Here is a 15,392-nt window from a genome sequence, read left to right on the forward strand (position 1 = left end):
TCCGCGCGAGCGAGGCGCTGGCCCGGCACCGACTCCCGCCGCTGCCGCGCCCGTTGCCGCCGCCCCCGCACCCGGGACAGCCGCCCGCGTACCCGGCGTCGCCCGGCGGCCCCGACCCCTTCGCCCTCGACCAGCTGGCGACGGACGCGGCGGCCCGCGCGCACGCCCTGCTGACCACCGGACGCGACCCGGTGGGGGAGTTGACCCTCTGGCAGGACGCGGTCAGGCTGGCCGCCGCCCGCCCCGGCTCGGGCCTCACCGCGGGCACCCGCGCCCTCTACGCCTCGCTCGCCGCCGCCACCGGCCGCTCCACGGCCCAACTGGCGCGCGCGGTCGCCGCGTGGCGGCAGGGCGGGATCGAGGGACTCTCCGTCCTCGAAGACCCCTGGGACCCCCCGGCCGGACGCTTCGACCGGGCCAGACCCCTGCTGCTGGCCGCGGACCTGCCCGCGTTCCGCCCCTGGCGCAACCATCTCACCCACCCCCGCGGCCACGCCCAACTCCGGCTGGGCCGCGACGGCCTCTGGTACGCCTACGAGTCCGAACCGGGCCACGACGACTGGTGGCCCCGCGGCGCCCCCGACCTCGACCCGGTGGGCGCCCTGACCGCCGTCGCCGTCTCGGACGAGCACTGACGGGGATCGGCCCGCCGCGCGTCACCACGCGCCGCGGCCGTAGGGCCCGCGCGTCCTGACGGGCGAAAAGGACGAGAACGGTCGGCGCGTGCTCGGGAACGGACGCCTGATCGTCTCCGGTGATCGCAACCGCCGCCGGCCGGTCCGTAAATGCACGCGGGGAAACGGCTCCCACGGGGTCCGTCTGTACGATGCTCGGGCGTCTTGCTTCACGTACCTCGCCGACGAGGGGGTACCGGATCACCTGTTCACCGGGCGGGCCGGGCACACGAACGTGAGGACGACGGACGAGTGGTACGTGAAGCCAGACGTGGCGGGCCTGCCTCCGGCGGCGGAGGCACGGGGAGGCCCGCAGGGGGCGTGTGACAGATCGTGACAGACGAAGGTGTGAACCCGTGATCGAAGGCAAGAACGAGACGCTGCAGTACCGCTTTGACGGGCCGGAACACCTACCAGCCCTGATTCTGGGACCCTCGCTCGGGACCACCTGGCACATGTGGGACCGTCAACTGCCCGAGCTGACGAAGCAGTGGCGCGTCTTCCGCTTCGACCTGCCCGGCCACGGCGGCGCCCCCGCCTACCCGGCGGGCTCGGTGTCCGAGCTGGTCGGCCGACTGCTGGCCACCCTGGACGAGTTGGGCGTGCAGCGCTTCGGCTACGCGGGCTGCGCGCTCGGCGGCGCCATCGGCGTCGAACTCGCCCTGCGCCACCCCGAGCGGGTCGCCTCCCTCGCGCTGATCGCCGCCTCGCCCCGGTTCGGCTCGGCCGACGAGTTCCGCCAGCGCGGTGTCATCGTGCGCACCAACGGCCTGGACCCGATCGCGCGCACGTCCCCCGAGCGCTGGTTCACCAGCGGGTTCGCGGCGGCGCAGCCCGCGATCACCGAGTGGGCGGTGCAAATGGTCCGCACCACCGACCCCGGCTGCTACATCGCCTCCTGCGAGGCGCTCGCCGCGTTCGACGTCAGGACCGAGCTGGGCAGCATCGGCGTCCCCACGCTGGTCCTGGTCGGCTCGGACGACCAGGTCACCGGGCCCGCCGAGGCGCGCACCCTGGTCGCGGGCATCCCCGACGCGCGGCTCGCCGTCGTGCCCGGCGCCTCCCACCTCGTCCCGGTCGAGCAGCCGGGCGCCGTCACCGATCTGCTGATCCGGCACTTCTCCACCGCCTGGCAGCCCGCGTTCGACTCGACCACGGGACAGATCGCCATCCCCCCTGTGCCGCTCAAGCCGGTGCAGGCGGGACCGGCGCAGTCGTCGCCGATCGCCGAGATCGCCCCCGCCGCCGCCGTCGTGCCGCAGCCGGGCGCCGCCGGGCGGCCCGACCCGTACGACGCCGGCATCAAGGTGCGGCGCGAGGTCCTCGGGGACGCGCACGTGGACCGGGCGCTGTCCCAGGCCGACGAGTTCTCCGGGGACTTCCAGGAGTTCATCACCCGGTACGCCTGGGGCGAGATCTGGGACCGCCCCGGGCTCGACCGGCGCTCGCGCAGCTGCGTCACGCTCACCGCCCTGGTCGCGGGCGGCCACCTCGACGAGCTGGCCTTCCACACCCGCGCGGCGCTGCGCAACGGCCTCACCCCGGCCGAGATCAAGGAAGTGCTGCTCCAGGCGGCCGTGTACTGCGGGGTACCGGCCGCCAACAGCGCGTTCAAGGTCGCGCAGCAGGTCATCCGGGAGGAGACCACCCCCGAGGAGTGAGCGGCCCAGGGAGCGGGCGGAGGTGATCCGTGCGAGGGAGGATGGGGGCATGAGACTGACGAAGATGTCCCACGCGTGCGTGCGCCTGGAGAAGGACGGGCGGACGCTCGTCGTCGACCCGGGCGGCTTCAGCGAGGCGGACGCCGCGCTCGGCGCCGACGCGATCCTCATCACGCACGAGCACCCCGACCACTTCGACGAGGGCCGCCTGCGCACCGCACTCGACGCCGATCCCGCGGTCGAGATCTGGACCCTGAAGTCCGTCGCCGACCAGCTCACGGCCGCCTTCCCCGGCCGGGTCCACACGGTCGGCCACGGGGACGCGTTCGCCGCCGCGGGGTTCGACGTGCAGGTCCACGGCGAGCTGCACGCCGTCATCCACCCGGACATCCCGCGCATCACCAACGTCGGCTACCTCATCGACGGAGGCAGGGTCTTCCACCCGGGCGACGCCCTCACCGTCCCCGACCGTCCGGTCGGTACGCTGATGCTGCCGGTGATGGCCCCCTGGAACAAGCTCTCCGAGGTGGTCGAGTACGTCCGCGAGGTCGCGCCCGAGCGCACCTACGACGTCCACGACGCCCTGCTGACCGACCTGGCCAGGCCCGTCTACGACCGGCAGCTCGGGGCCCTCGCGGAGGCGGAGCACCTGCGGCTCGCGCCCGGCGCGTCCGCCGACGTCTGAGCGCGGGGCCGGTCTGTCAGTGCCGCCGGGTAGGTTGTGGGGCATGCGCATCGCGACCTGGAACGTGAACTCGATCACCGCACGCCTGCCGAGGCTGCTGGCCTGGCTGGAGAGCAGCGGCACGGACGTGCTCTGCCTCCAGGAGGCCAAGCTGGCCGAGGAGCAGTTCCCGTTCGAGGCGCTGCGCGAGGCGGGCTACGAGGCGGCCGTCAACGCGACCGGCCGGTGGAACGGCGTGGCGATGCTCTCCCGGGTCGGTCTGGAGGACGTCGTCAAGGGCCTGCCCGGCGGTCCCGCGTACGAGGGCGTGGAGGAGCCCCGCGCCGTCTCCGCGACCTGCGGCCCGGTCCGCGTCTGGTCGGTGTACGTGCCCAACGGCCGCGAGGTGGACCACCCGCACTACGCGTACAAGCTCCAGTGGTTCGAGGCCCTGAAGGCGGCCGTCGCCGCGGACGCCGCCGGTGCCCGCCCGTTCGCCGTCCTCGGCGACTACAACGTGGCGCCGACGGACGACGACGTCTTCGACACGGCCGCGTTCGAGGGCCTCACCCATGTCACTCCGGCGGAGCGCGCCGCCCTCGCCGACCTGCGCGCGACGGGCCTCGCGGACATCGTGCCGCGCCCCCTGAAGTACGACCACCCGTACTCCTACTGGGACTACCGTCAGCTCGCCTTCCCGAAGAACCGGGGCATGCGGATCGACCTGGTGTACGGCAACGCCCCCTTCGCCGACGCCGTGAAGGACGCCTACGTGGACCGCGAGGAGCGCAAGGGCAAGGGCGCGTCGGACCACGCCCCGGTCGTCGTCGACCTGGAGGTGTGACACCGGCTCCGCGCCGGGCCCGCCGCTCGGAACGGCGGGACGGAGGCGAGCCCCGCCGCCCCCTACAGCAGCCGCAGGTCGACCGCGTCCGCCAGCGCCGCCAGCCCCGTGTCCCCGGGGTGCAGATGGTCGCCGCTGTCGTAGGCGGGCAGGATGCGCGCGGGGTGGTCCGGGTCGCGGACGGCCGCGTCGAAGTCGAGGACACCGTCGAAGACGCCGGACTCCCGGATCCAGGTGTTGACGGCGACCCGCTCGGTGTCGACGGCGGCCGTGCAGCGGGCCTCGCCCTCGCACGGCAGCAGGGTCGCCGCGAGCATCCGCAGCCCGCGCGCGTGCCCGCGCTCCGCCAACTCCCGCAGCCCCGCGGTCACCTGCCCCGCCGCGGCCTGCCAGCGCACGTCGTTGACGCCCTCGAAGACGATCGCGGTGCGGGCCGACGTCTGGGCGAGGACGTCCCGGTCGAAGCGGTGCAGGGCGGAGACCCCGGACGTGTCCGTGGAGATCCCGTCGCCGTCGTAGACCTCGGAGACGACCCGGTTGCCCGAGATCCCCGCGTTGAGCACCCCGTAGCGGGGCACAGCGCCCTGCCCGAGCAGCCGCGCGGCCAGCACGTTCGGCCACCGCCTGTTGGCGTCGGTCGTCGACATGGTGCCGTCGGTGATGGAGTCCCCGAGCGCCACCACGGACCCCGGGCCGCCGCCCACGTCCACCCCGGTCAGCAGCGGCCAACTGGTCAGGACGGTGGGGTACGCCGTCGCGGAGACGTCCGCCGTGTGGTCACCCGGCTCGCTCAGGTACGAGCGCTGCACGGCGAGCCGGTGCACGGGCGCCGCGGGCACGGTCCCGGGCAGATGGAAGCTCACCAGCAGATTGGTCTCCTGCGGCACGGTGAACGCCAGCGGATCACTGAACGCCTGTGCCCCCGCCGGGATTTCGACGCCCGGCGCGCGCCCGAAGGAGAGCGCGACCGGTGTCTCGCGCGCGCCTGCCCCGGCCGCCTGCACGGCCACCGTCGCCCCCGCGATCGTCACCGGCGCCGACGCGAACGTCGCGTCGAAGCGCAGCCGCACCCGGGGCCCGCCCACCGAGGTGTGCACCACCAGCCGCAGCGTCCGGTCGCTCCACGGGCCGAGCGCCGGGTACCCGGAGGTCGCCGCCGCCCAACTCCCGCTCCAGCCACGCCCGGAGGGCCGTACCGCGAGCGCGAACACATGCAGACCGGGAGCCCGTGGCAGCCGCACCGAGGCGACCTCGCGGCCCGGCCGCAGCGGCACGGTGGCGGCGTACAGCCGTGCGGGCGAAGCGAGTTGGCCGCCGGGCGTGTTCACGTGGGGGAGGGTCACGGCCTTGGTGGCGGCCGGTCCCGTGCGCCAGTCGGGGGCCGTCAGCCGGTACGCCGAGCGGCTGCCGTCCCGGTAGGTGACGGTGCCGGTGCCGCCCGCGTCCGCGCCGCCCGCGGCGGTCACCAGGAAGCCGAGGGCGTCACCGCGCCCGCCCACCCGCACGGCCTGGCCCGCGGCCCGCACGTTGTCGGGGCGGCCGGGAAGGACACGCGGCCAGGTCAGCCGGGTGCCCTGCACGGTGAGCGCGCGGCCGGGCGTCCAGCCCGCCGCCGTCAGGTCCTGGGCGGACAGCGAGGCGCCCGAGCCGTCGAGGTCGGCCTCCTGCGGCCGGACGTCGTCGCTGACGGCCCGGTTGTCGAAGAGGCGGGCCAGCGGCAGCGGCCCGCGCGCGGCGGGGGCGCTCCCGGCGCCGTCGGCCGCCCGCGCGGCTCCCACGGGCCCGGCGCCCAGGAGCGCGGCGAGCACGACGGCGACGACTCCTGGCACAGGGGATCTCGGGCGCACGTCCGTACTTCCTTCCCGGAGGGGAACTGACGTCCAGACAGTAGCCAGCGGTGACAGGGGCGCACAGGAGACACTCAGGCCAACTCCGCGCGCCGGTGACCGCCTGCCCGCGCCCGGCGGCACGGCCCGCGCGCCCTGTGGTGCCGGGCCTGCCCTCGATGCGACGCTGAGCCTATGAACATCCCTTTCCTGGGCAGGCGTCGCGACGCCCCGGTGGCGCGCGACCCGGAAGGCATCGCCGAGTTGCTTTCCGAATGCGAACTCCTGCGGGACCACGCCCACCGCGCGGGCGTCCGACTCGACGACTCCGCCGACTCGTTGGAGGCGCTCGACCAACTCGTCCCCGGCTGGCGGGACGACGAGGAGATCCTGCCCTGGCTCGGCAACGACGCTGGCCTCTACCTGGGGACGGTGCTGGTGCGGACCGTGCCGGGCGCGGGCTGGGTGATCAGGGAGGACGGCCAGCCGGTCGTCCGGCTCTGCTCAGGGCGTGAGTTCGACGTCGTCGCGGCGGGCCAGGAGTGGGCGGCGAGCGGGGTCCCCGAACTCTCCCAGCTCTACGCGGAGGTGGCGGAGTCCTGACCCCGACGCCCCGGCCGTCGACGTAAATACGGCTAATGCCCGAAAAGTGCGTGTCGTGCTCCTGGTTCATGCTCCGCTGGATAGTTTGCGGCAACCACGACACAGCTGAGAGTGAGTAGGGCTGCGAATGGCCGTCGATCCGTTGATCGAGCTGCGTGACGTCAACAAGTACTTCGGGGAGCTGCACGTCCTGCGGGACATCGGCCTCACCGTCGGGAAGGGGGAGGTGGTCGTCGTCATCGGCCCCTCGGGGTCGGGGAAGTCCACGTTGTGCCGCACGATCAACCGGTTGGAGACCATCCAGTCCGGAACGATTCTGCTCGACGGCAGGCCGCTGCCCGAGGAGGGCCGCGCGCTCGCGCGCCTGCGCGCGGAGGTCGGCATGGTCTTCCAGTCGTTCAACCTCTTCGCCCACAAGACGGTCCTGCAGAACGTCTCGCTCGCCCAGACCAAGGTCCGCCGCCGCGGACGGGACGACGCCGACCGGCGCTCCCTCGAACTGCTGGAGCGGGTCGGCCTCGCCGCCCACGCGGGCATGTACCCGGCGCAGCTCTCCGGCGGCCAGCAGCAGCGCGTGGCCATCGCCCGCGCCCTCGCCATGGAGCCCAAGGCCCTGCTGTTCGACGAGCCGACCTCGGCCCTCGACCCCGAGATGATCAACGAGGTCCTCGAGGTCATGCGGCAGCTCGCCCGGGACGGCATGACGATGGTCGTCGTCACCCACGAGATGGGGTTCGCCCGCTCCGCCGCCCACCGCGTGGTGTTCATGGCCGACGGCCGTGTCGTCGAGGACCGCGCGCCCGAGGAGTTCTTCACCGCCCCGCGCAGCGAGCGGGCCAGGGACTTCCTCTCCAAGATCCTCAAGCACTGAGCGGGGAAGGGCGATCCATGTTCCGCACCACCCGTGTCTGCACGGCCGTGGCCGTGTTCGTCGCGCTGCTCGCCGCCGCCTGCGGCAAGGACGGCAGCCCGCCCGTCAAGGGCCCGTCGGCCGACCGGCTGCCCGTCTACCGGGTCGCCGAGGGGTACACGCTGCCGTCGTCCCCGACCTGGCGGCGGGCCGAGCAGCGCGGCCACCTCGTCGTCGGCGCCAAGGAGGACCAGCCCTACCTGGGCGAGAAGGACCCGGCCACCGGCGTCTACTCCGGCTTCGACATCGAGATCGCCAAGATGATGTCGGCCTCCCTCGGCTTCCCGCCGCGCACCGTCCGCTTCAAGACCATCGCCACCGCCAACCGCGAGACGTCGTTGCAGAACGGCCAGATCGACTACTACGTCGGCACCTACACCATCAACGACAACCGCAAGAAGCTGGTCGGCTTCGCCGGGCCCTACTACCTGGCGGGGCAGTCGCTGCTGGTGCGCACCGACGAGCACGACATCGACGGCCCGCAGGACCTGGCGGGCAGAAGGGTCTGTTCGGCCGCCGGTTCGACGCCCTACCAGCGCATCAAGGACGACTACCCGAAGGCCGTCCTGGTCGCCTACGACACCTACTCGATCTGCGTCGACAACCTGCTCACCTACCAGGTCGACGCCGTCACCACCGACGACGCCATCCTCATCGGCTACGCGGCCAAGGCCCCCGACGAACTCAAGGTCGTCGGCAGGCCGTTCTCGCAGGAGCCGTACGGCATCGGTGTCCCGCACTCCGACAACGCCCTGCGCCTCGCCCTCGACGACGCCCTCCAGGCCCGCGAGCGGGACGGCGACTGGAAGAAGGCGTACGACGCGACGCTCGGCCTGTCCGGCGTGCCCGCCCCGAAGCCGCCCGCCGTCGACCGCTACCGGGCCGGCTCATGAACGTACTCACAGACAACTTCGCCACGTTCGCCCGGGGTTTCCTCGGGACCGTCGAACTGACCGTCTACGCCTCGCTGCTGGCGCTGCTGCTCGGCTTCCTGATGGCGTCCTTCCGGGTCGCCCCGGTCGCCTCCTTCCGGATGTTCGGCACGGTGTGGGTGACCGTCCTGCGCAACACCCCGCTCACCCTGCTGTTCTTCGCGGTGCTGCTCGGGCTGCCCCGGTTCGGACTGGTGCTGCCCTTCCAGGTGTTCGCGGTGATCGCGCTCGGCTGCTACACCTCGGCGTTCATCTGCGAGGCGCTGCGCGCGGGCATCAACACCGTGCCGAGGGGCCAGGGCGAGGCGGCCCGCAGCCTGGGCATGTCCTTCGGGCAGACGCTCGGCGTGGTCGTGCTGCCGCAGGCGTTCCGCGCGGTCATCCCGCCGATCGGTTCGACGCTGATCGCGCTGGCCAAGAACTCGGCCATCGCCGGGGCGTTCAGCGTCACCGAACTGCTCGGCACCTACAAGACGTTGAGCGAGCTGGGGTACAACATCGTCTGGACGTTCGTCTGGATCGCCGTCGGCTACCTGATCATCACGCTCGCCATCAGCGCCCTGTTCAACCTGATGGAGCGGAAGTGGGGGATCGCCCGATGAGCACCGAGGCCACCGCCCTCTACGACCTGCCGGGCCCTCGGACCCGCCGACGCCACCGGTTCTACGGGGTGTTGTCCGCGGTCGTGCTGCTGGCCCTGATCGGCTGGATCCTCCATCTCCTGTTCGACACCGACCAGTTCACCTACACGAAGTGGATGCCCTTCGAGTACAAGGGCATCCAGGAACTCCTGCTGCGGGGCCTCGGCAACACCCTCAAGGCCTTCGCGATCGCGGGCGCGCTCTCGGTGGCGCTCGGCGGGCTGCTCGCCGCCGGGCGGCTCTCCGACCACCGTCCGGTGCGCTGGTCGGCCACCGCGGTCGTGGAGTTCTTCCGGGCCATGCCCGTACTGGTGATGATCTTCTTCGTCTTCGTGGCGCTGAAGGTGCAGCCGCTGCCCGCCCTGGTGACCGGACTCACCCTCTACAACGGCTCGGTGCTCGCCGAGGTCTTCCGTTCGGGTGTCGGCAGCGTCGAACGCGGCCAGCGCGAGGCCGCGTTCGCGCTCGGCATGCGCAAGTCGCAGGTCATGGCGTACGTGCTGGTGCCGCAGGCGGTGCGGGCCATGCTCCCGGCGATCATCAGCCAGTTGGTGGTGGCCCTGAAGGACACCTCGCTCGGCTATCTGATCACATATGAGGAGTTCCTACACGCCGGGAAGCTGATCGCCTCGAACCTGGACTACGATTTGCCGTTCATCCCGGTGGTGATGGTGATCTCACCGATCTACATCGGGATGTGCATGCTGCTCTCCTGGTTCGCCGGCCGGGTGTCCCGACGGGAGCGGCGCAGTCCCAAGACCGACGCCGTGGATGTCGCCGCGGCCGAACCAGGGACGCTGCTGCCGGGTGGGGATCCCCCCACGGCCCCTAGACCGTAGGGGGCAGCAGTTCACAGAGCCATACCCGCCCGGCGCCGGCCGGAGATCACTGCTCGCCGAGCGGAATCGACACGTACGACGGGTCGTCCGCGGGCGAGGAGAAGGTCAGCCGCGCGCCGGACGGGTTGTGCTCCGCGTAGAGCGGGTCGACGGTGTCGACCACCAGCGCCAGCCGGTGCCCCGCCGGGACGTCGTAGGCCGTGGAGTACAGGTCCAGATCGACGCCGAACGGCACTCCGGGCGTCTGCCCGTGGAAGGTGTACGGCGCGTTGCTCACCAGCTTGCCGATGCCGAGCGGGCCCACGTCGTAGAGATAGGCGATCAGGGTGCCGCTCTCTGCCGTCGGCGTGAGGGTGGTGTGCATCCGCGCGGTGCCGCGCAGCCGCTGGGCCCCGGCGTACTTCTCCGACTGCCACACGGCCGCCCAGCGGCGCGGCAGCAGCGGCAGGGAGGCGGTCGGGGGCGCCTTGGCGAGCTGGTCGAGGATGCTGGAGAGGAAGACCACCCCGGCGTCGGCCCCGGAGTCGACGTTGGTGTGGATGGTCGTGGTGCCCGCGAGGGCGATCTTGCGGTCGGTGGCGGCCACCGACTTCCAGTCCGGGTAGCCCTCGTAGCCGCCCCCGGAACGGGACTTCAGGCGCACCGGCTGCTCGCGGTCGACGCCGTTGTCCTCGCCCTTGAGGTAGTGGTCGAACCAGCGCTCGGTGTCCGTCCACACGTCGTTGGGCAGCCCCAGCAGACCGGTCAGCTCGGCGGTGGCGTGGTCGCCCGGCCGCAGCTCAAGCCGCTTGGGGCCGGTCAGCTTCGCGTAGAAGTCCGCGTACTGGTTGGGCGGGAAGATCGTGTCGCCCCAGGCGTTGGCCAGCATGATCGCCGCGCCGTTGCGGTTGATCTCGGCGACGCGTTCACTGGCCGAGCGCTGCTTCCCCCAGGCGATCAGGTCCGGTTCCCTGGCCAGGTCGGAGGAGTAGAACGCGTCGAAGATCTGCCGCAGTTCGGCGCTCTGGCGTCCGGTGACCAGGCTCGCGCCGTCCAGCAGGGCGGTGGCCTGGAGGTGCTGGGTGCGGCCCGAGTAGATCGAGTCGATCAGGTCGGCCCAGCCGCTGAGCGCGGCGACCGCCTTGACGCGCGGGTCCTCGGCGGCCGTCAGCAGGCCGATGCCGGCGCCGTAGGAGACGCCCGCCATGCCGACGCAGCCGGCGTCGGCGGGGGTGTGGGCGAGCGCCCAGTCGATGACCCGGGAGGCGTCGGCGGTGTCCGGCGGCCCGGCGACCTCGATCTCGCCGCCCGACTGCCAGAAGCCGCGCACGTTGTAACTCACCACGACGTAGCCGGAGTCGGCGAGCTTCTGGGCCTGCGCGGCGTACTCGACCTGGGGCAGGCCCCAACTGGTGGGCAGCACCAGCAGCGGGTAGCGGCGGCTGCCGTCGGCGCCCGCGGGGGTGACGACGTTGGCCTTCAGGACGGTGCCGCCGTCGCCGGTGATGTCGACGAACCGGATGCCGGTGGCGGCCTGCGCGCTGGGGGCGGCCACGAGGGCGCCACCGGCGATCAGGCTCACGGAGACGGCGCTCACGGCGGTGGTGCGCAGGGCCTTGCGGCGGTTTCCCACGGGTCACTCCTCACTCGCGCGGGCAAAGTGACCCGACGGTAACCGTGGGCTCTTACCGTAGGTAACCCGTCAGTAAGTTACGCACCGGTAACGATTGCTCGCGGTGTCCGCGGTCAGTTCGCGCGATGCGTGCTGCGCGGGGCCGCCGTGGGGGACGGCGTCGGCAGCGGCGCCTGCGCGGCCCGGGTCACGTCCGCCACCAGCTCCACCACATCGGGCCCGTACGCCTGCGAGTTGACGACCTTCAGCAGCAGCACGAACGACGCGTTGCCGTGCTTGCGCCACAACCGCTCGTGCCGCCGCGCCAGATAGCGGGTCGCCGCCTGGTTGGTGATCGCGCGCTGGCCGCAGAACAGGAACACCGGCCTGGCCTCACGGCTCTGCCCGGCGGTGAGCCGCGCCAGGATCACGTACTCGGCGCGCCCCGCCTCCAGCCGGTAGCGCTCGCTGCCGATCTGGAACGCCCCGCGGTCCGGGCCGGGTTCGGGATCGACGTTCACCCGCACCCCCGGCAGCAGCGAGGCCAGGTGCGCCATCATCCGCCGGTTGGAGGACGGACCGCCCACGCAGAACTCGGTGCGCTCGCCGAACCCCTGCTGGGCCGCGTCGTGCGCGACGATCTGCGCGTGCGCGTTGCAGTCCTTGACGATCGCGGAGAGTTCGAGCAGCGCGAACACGTCGTGGCGCATCACGGTGAGTTCGGGGCCGCCCGCCTCCCGGTTCACCACGAGGAGCGACTCGGAGTTGTCGGGCAGCCCGAAGAACGCCTGCTTGCGGCGCAGCCGCCGCTTCCAGAGGTGGGTGCGGGCCAGCCAGCCGAGCGCGGCGCCGACGCCGGCGGCCGTGACGCCCAGGGCGAGGATGAGCACGTCGTCCGTCATGGGCGCGCATGGTAGCGGGCCCGCGCAAACCCGTGTTCGAGTCCGGCGGCACGACGGCGCGTGCAGGGGGCGCGCACCCCGGTCGCGACGTCACCCGCACGTCGCTGAACTGCCGCTTCGGCCGGGCGGCGGATGCGCCCTCGGCGCGCTCCTGACGTGGCCATGGTCATGCAATAGGCTGCCCGGACGATCTCTGCCTGGAGGTACGGATGCGTCGCCCTGTCGCGCGGAAACTGTCGGTCCTGGCGGTCTCGGTCGCCGTGGTGTCGGTGGGGGCCTCGGCGCCACCCTCCACCGCGAGCGGCGGCACCCCGGCTAAAGTCCCGGTCGCGGTCGGCTACGGCGGCGCGGTCGCCAGCGTCGACGCGGACGCGTCCGCCGCCGGCATCGACGTCCTCAGAAAGGGCGGCAACGCGGTGGACGCCGCGGTCGCCACGGCCGCCGCCCTCGGCGTCACCGAGCCGTACTCCTCCGGGATCGGCGGAGGCGGCTACTTCGTCTACTACGACGCCAAGTCCCGTACCGTGCGCACCATCGACGGCCGCGAGACCGCGCCGCTGAGCGCCGACTCCGGCCTGTTCACCGAGAACGGCAAGCCGCTCGCCTTCGCCGACGCCGTCACCAGCGGCCTCAGCGTGGGCACCCCGGGCACCCCCGCGACCTGGCAGAAGGCCCTCGACGCGTGGGGCAGCAAGCGGCTCGGCACGGTGCTGAAGCCCGCCGAACGCCTCGCCCGCGACGGCTTCACGGTCGACGACACCTTCCGCTCGCAAACCGCCGCGAACGAGACCCGCTTCCGCTACTTCCCCGACACCGCAAAGCTGTTCCTGCCCGGCGGACAGCTCCCCGTCGTCGGCTCCACCTTCAAGAACCCCGATCTCGCGCGCACCTACGCCCAGTTGGCGCGCGAGGGCGTCGGCGCGATCTACCGGGGCGACCTCGGCAAGGACATCGTCGCCACCGCCGTCAAACCGCCGGTCGACCCGGCGTCGGGGTGGAAGGCGCGGCCGGGCAAGCTCTCCGCGAAGGACCTCGCCGCCTACCGCGCCAAGATCCAGGCGCCCACCAGGACCACGTACCGGGGGCTGGGCGTCTACTCCATCGCGCCGTCCTCCTCCGGCGGCACCACCGTCGGCGAGGCCCTCAACATCCTGGAGCGGACCGACCTCTCCGAGGCCAGCCGGGTGCAGTACCTGCACCACTACATCGAGGCCAGCAGGATCGCGTTCGCCGACCGGGGGCGCTGGGTCGGCGACCCGGCCTTCGAGGACGTCCCCACGAAGGAACTGCTCTCCCAGCGGTACGCCGACTCGCGCGGCTGCCTGATCAAGGACGACGCCGTCCTCACCAGCCCGCTCGCCCCGGGCGACCCGCGTCACCCGGCCGCCTGCGGAGGCGCCGGGACGGCCGCGCCGACCACCTACGAGGGCGAGAACACCACCCACCTCACGGTCGCCGACAAGTGGGGCAACGTCGTCTCGTACACCCTCACCATCGAGCAGACGGGCGGCAGCGGCATCACCGTGCCGGGGCGCGGCTTCCTGCTCAACAACGAGCTGACGGACTTCTCGTTCAGCCCGGCCAACCCGGCCGTCCACGACCCGAACCTGCCCGGCCCCGGCAAGCGCCCGCGCTCGTCGATCTCGCCGACGATCGTGCTCGACCGGCACGGCAGGCCGGTCGTGGCGCTCGGCTCGCCCGGCGGCGCGACCATCATCACCACCGTGCTCCAGACCCTCACCGGGTTCCTCGACCGCGGGCTGCCGCTCGTCGACGCGATCGCCGCGCCCCGCGCCAGCCAGCGCAACGCGGCCACCACCGAACTCGAACCCGGCCTCTACGACAGCGCGACGAGGACCGCGCTCGAGGCCATCGGGCACGCGTTCACCCTCAACCCGGAGATCGGCGCCGCGACCGGCGTCCAACGCCTGCCGGACGGACGCTGGTTGGCGGCCGCGGAGACCGTGCGCCGGGGTGGCGGCTCGGCGATGGTCGTGCGCCCCGCCAAGTAGCGCGACGACGACGCAGGGCGGGGAGAGCGGGTGCCGTCGCACGGACCCGCCCTCCCCGCCCTGTGTGCGGCCGTTCCGGTGTGAATGCCACGAGTCCGGCCGTCCCGCCCACCCGCGCGGCGTAGCGTGCGTTCCGTCGGAAAACACGCTGTAGCGCTCCCGTAACACCGCTCGTGTTGGCTACGGACCGGAGTGCTCCGGTCTGGCGGGAGTTGGGCGATGGACGTGGATCGACCACCGCATCGGGTGCGGGAGTTCACGCACTACCTGGCCGGTCTGCTGGCCCGCGTCGACGACGGCGGCGGCTGGTGCGGGGTGTTCTGGCAGCGCGACCCGGACGGCATGCGGGCCTGCCTCGACGGCCGCGAGATACCCCCGTGGGACGTCGTCGAGGCCCTCCTCCAGGATCTCGCCGCCGCGCAGGGACCGCAGACGGCCGACCGGGAACGGGACCGCGCCCGCACCCTGCACCTGGCCGCGCTCGGTGCCCACGACGCCCGTCCCGGCGGCCGGGACGCGCTCGGCGACCGGCTCGACGTCATGCTCCGCGAACAGCGCTACGCGGCCGAACGGCAGGCGGAACTGGGGAGGTTGCTCACCGCCGCCACCACCCGCGAGGCCGCCGACGCCCTCCGCCTCGACCTCGCCTGGGCCCGCGACGACCACGCGCGCGCCACCGCCCGCTGCGCCGAACTGCGCCTGCGCATCACGGAGTCGGACCGCAGGAGCCACGGCGGCCGCGGCGGTGGGACGCAGCCGCCGGACCCGGTCCGTCACGGGCGCGGCACGGGAGTCCCGCAGCAGCGCGTCCCCGGGATCGACGGCCGCCACGAGACCCACCGGCCGCACGACCCGCAGGACCCCCACGGCGGCCACGAGCCGCACGGCGGCCACGAGTCCTATGACGGCCACGAGCCGTACGAGGGGTACGGGCGCGACGACGGGTACGGGTACGGGCGCGACGACGGCCGGGGCGGCGGTCCAGGTCACCCCGGGGAGGCGGCCGGGGAGCGTGGCGCCCCTCCTCCCGGCGGTGACTCACCCGTGGGCGCCTCTCCCGACGGCGCCGCCCCCGACCGTCCCTCCGTGCCAGGGCCCGCCGCCAGGTCCCGCAGGCGGCGGCGCGGGGGCGCCCGGTTCGCCGGGATGGCGGGGGACGCCGAAGCCGTCGTCCCGTCGCCGGGGCCCGAGCCGCCCGATCCCGGGGACGGCGGACGGCGGACCCCGCGCGGGGCCCGGTTCGCCGGGGAGCCGCCGAGCAGGCGCCTGCCGAGCCCCCGCCCCGCCACCACC

Annotated in this window: 12 protein-coding genes and 2 pseudogenes; 11 read left to right on the forward strand and 3 right to left on the reverse strand. The window is 73.0% G+C overall.

The window, feature by feature from the left end; translation table 11 throughout:
• The 4 genes and pseudogenes from GA0115242_RS16625 to GA0115242_RS16645 all read left to right on the forward strand — a co-directional run.
• Positions 1–635 (forward strand): annotated as a pseudogene (locus GA0115242_RS16625) (hypothetical protein); the annotation flags it as partial.
• Between the two features lie 395 nt (positions 636–1,030).
• Positions 1,031–2,335 carry a bifunctional 3-oxoadipate enol-lactonase/4-carboxymuconolactone decarboxylase PcaDC gene (pcaC, locus tag GA0115242_RS16635; protein ID WP_093829156.1) on the forward strand — a complete coding sequence of 435 codons (1,305 nt, stop codon included), beginning with the start codon at positions 1,031–1,033 and terminating at the stop codon, positions 2,333–2,335.
• Between the two features lie 49 nt (positions 2,336–2,384).
• Positions 2,385–3,020: an MBL fold metallo-hydrolase gene (locus GA0115242_RS16640; protein ID WP_093829158.1), complete on the forward strand. Its 636-nt coding sequence runs from the start codon at positions 2,385–2,387 to the stop codon at positions 3,018–3,020.
• Between the two features lie 43 nt (positions 3,021–3,063).
• The gene (locus tag GA0115242_RS16645) at positions 3,064–3,843 is read left to right on the forward strand and encodes an exodeoxyribonuclease III (protein WP_093829160.1); all 780 of its coding nucleotides are present in this window, start codon (positions 3,064–3,066) and stop codon (positions 3,841–3,843) included.
• Positions 3,844–3,905: 62 nt separating this feature from the next.
• On the opposite strand, the gene GA0115242_RS16650 is transcribed toward GA0115242_RS16645, so the two are convergent.
• Positions 3,906–5,690: an SGNH/GDSL hydrolase family protein gene (locus tag GA0115242_RS16650; protein WP_370672291.1), complete on the reverse strand. Its 1,785-nt coding sequence runs from the start codon at positions 5,688–5,690 to the stop codon at positions 3,906–3,908.
• Positions 5,691–5,864: 174 nt separating this feature from the next.
• Here GA0115242_RS16650 and GA0115242_RS16655 point away from each other — a divergent pair, with 174 nt between their 5' ends.
• The 5 genes from GA0115242_RS16655 (at position 5,865) to GA0115242_RS16675 (ending at position 9,594) form a co-directional block, all read left to right on the forward strand.
• On the forward strand, positions 5,865–6,272 hold the full coding sequence (locus GA0115242_RS16655; protein WP_093829164.1) for a DUF6278 family protein: 408 nt from the start codon (positions 5,865–5,867) through the stop codon (positions 6,270–6,272).
• Between the two features lie 127 nt (positions 6,273–6,399).
• Complete coding sequence (locus tag GA0115242_RS16660) at positions 6,400–7,143, forward strand: amino acid ABC transporter ATP-binding protein (protein WP_093829166.1); 744 nt, start codon at positions 6,400–6,402, stop codon at positions 7,141–7,143.
• Positions 7,144–7,160: 17 nt separating this feature from the next.
• Positions 7,161–8,075, forward strand: a complete 915-nt coding sequence (locus GA0115242_RS16665; RefSeq protein WP_093829168.1) for a glutamate ABC transporter substrate-binding protein — start codon at positions 7,161–7,163, stop codon at positions 8,073–8,075.
• Complete coding sequence (locus GA0115242_RS16670) at positions 8,072–8,716, forward strand: amino acid ABC transporter permease (protein WP_093829170.1); 645 nt, start codon at positions 8,072–8,074, stop codon at positions 8,714–8,716. The genes GA0115242_RS16665 and GA0115242_RS16670 overlap by 4 nt, the downstream gene beginning before the upstream one ends.
• Positions 8,713–9,594: an amino acid ABC transporter permease gene (locus GA0115242_RS16675; protein ID WP_093829172.1), complete on the forward strand. Its 882-nt coding sequence runs from the start codon at positions 8,713–8,715 to the stop codon at positions 9,592–9,594. Before GA0115242_RS16670 ends, GA0115242_RS16675 begins: the two co-directional genes overlap by 4 nt.
• Positions 9,595–9,640: 46 nt before the next feature.
• Here the strand turns inward: GA0115242_RS16675 and GA0115242_RS16680 are convergent, their stop codons facing one another.
• Together GA0115242_RS16680 and GA0115242_RS16685 are read right to left on the reverse strand one after the other, a co-directional pair.
• Positions 9,641–11,206 carry a CocE/NonD family hydrolase gene (locus GA0115242_RS16680; protein ID WP_093829174.1) on the reverse strand — a complete coding sequence of 522 codons (1,566 nt, stop codon included), beginning with the start codon at positions 11,204–11,206 and terminating at the stop codon, positions 9,641–9,643.
• Between the two features lie 113 nt (positions 11,207–11,319).
• A complete protein-coding gene (locus GA0115242_RS16685) occupies positions 11,320–12,087 on the reverse strand; it encodes a hypothetical protein (protein WP_176729833.1) in 768 nt (255 codons plus the stop codon).
• 209 nt (positions 12,088–12,296) lie between these two features.
• Between GA0115242_RS16685 and ggt the strand changes: the two genes are divergently transcribed.
• Entirely contained in the window at positions 12,297–14,099 is a 1,803-nt protein-coding gene (ggt, locus tag GA0115242_RS16690) for a gamma-glutamyltransferase (protein ID WP_093829176.1), read from the forward strand.
• A 219-nt stretch (positions 14,100–14,318) separates the two neighbouring features.
• Positions 14,319–15,392, forward strand: a pseudogene (locus tag GA0115242_RS16695) (hypothetical protein); the annotation flags it as partial.

It is taken from the genome of Streptomyces sp. SolWspMP-5a-2 (genome assembly GCF_900091845.1).
GTDB classification, from domain to species: domain Bacteria; phylum Actinomycetota; class Actinomycetes; order Streptomycetales; family Streptomycetaceae; genus Streptomyces; species Streptomyces doudnae.

Bases quoted from the DNA above. Each gene is read 5' to 3' on its own strand.
- GA0115242_RS16670 (WP_093829170.1), top strand. From the start codon at position 8,072: ATGAACGTACTCACAGACAACTTCGCCACGTTCGCCCGGGGTTTCCTC.
- GA0115242_RS16655 (WP_093829164.1), top strand. From the start codon at position 5,865: ATGAACATCCCTTTCCTGGGCAGGCGTCGCGACGCCCCGGTGGCGCGC.
- GA0115242_RS16685 (WP_176729833.1), bottom strand. From the start codon at position 12,087: ATGACGGACGACGTGCTCATCCTCGCCCTGGGCGTCACGGCCGCCGGC.
- ggt (WP_093829176.1), top strand. From the start codon at position 12,297: ATGCGTCGCCCTGTCGCGCGGAAACTGTCGGTCCTGGCGGTCTCGGTC.
- GA0115242_RS16640 (WP_093829158.1), top strand. From the start codon at position 2,385: ATGAGACTGACGAAGATGTCCCACGCGTGCGTGCGCCTGGAGAAGGAC.
- GA0115242_RS16645 (WP_093829160.1), top strand. From the start codon at position 3,064: ATGCGCATCGCGACCTGGAACGTGAACTCGATCACCGCACGCCTGCCG.
- GA0115242_RS16660 (WP_093829166.1), top strand. From the start codon at position 6,400: ATGGCCGTCGATCCGTTGATCGAGCTGCGTGACGTCAACAAGTACTTC.
- GA0115242_RS16675 (WP_093829172.1), top strand. From the start codon at position 8,713: ATGAGCACCGAGGCCACCGCCCTCTACGACCTGCCGGGCCCTCGGACC.
- GA0115242_RS16665 (WP_093829168.1), top strand. From the start codon at position 7,161: ATGTTCCGCACCACCCGTGTCTGCACGGCCGTGGCCGTGTTCGTCGCG.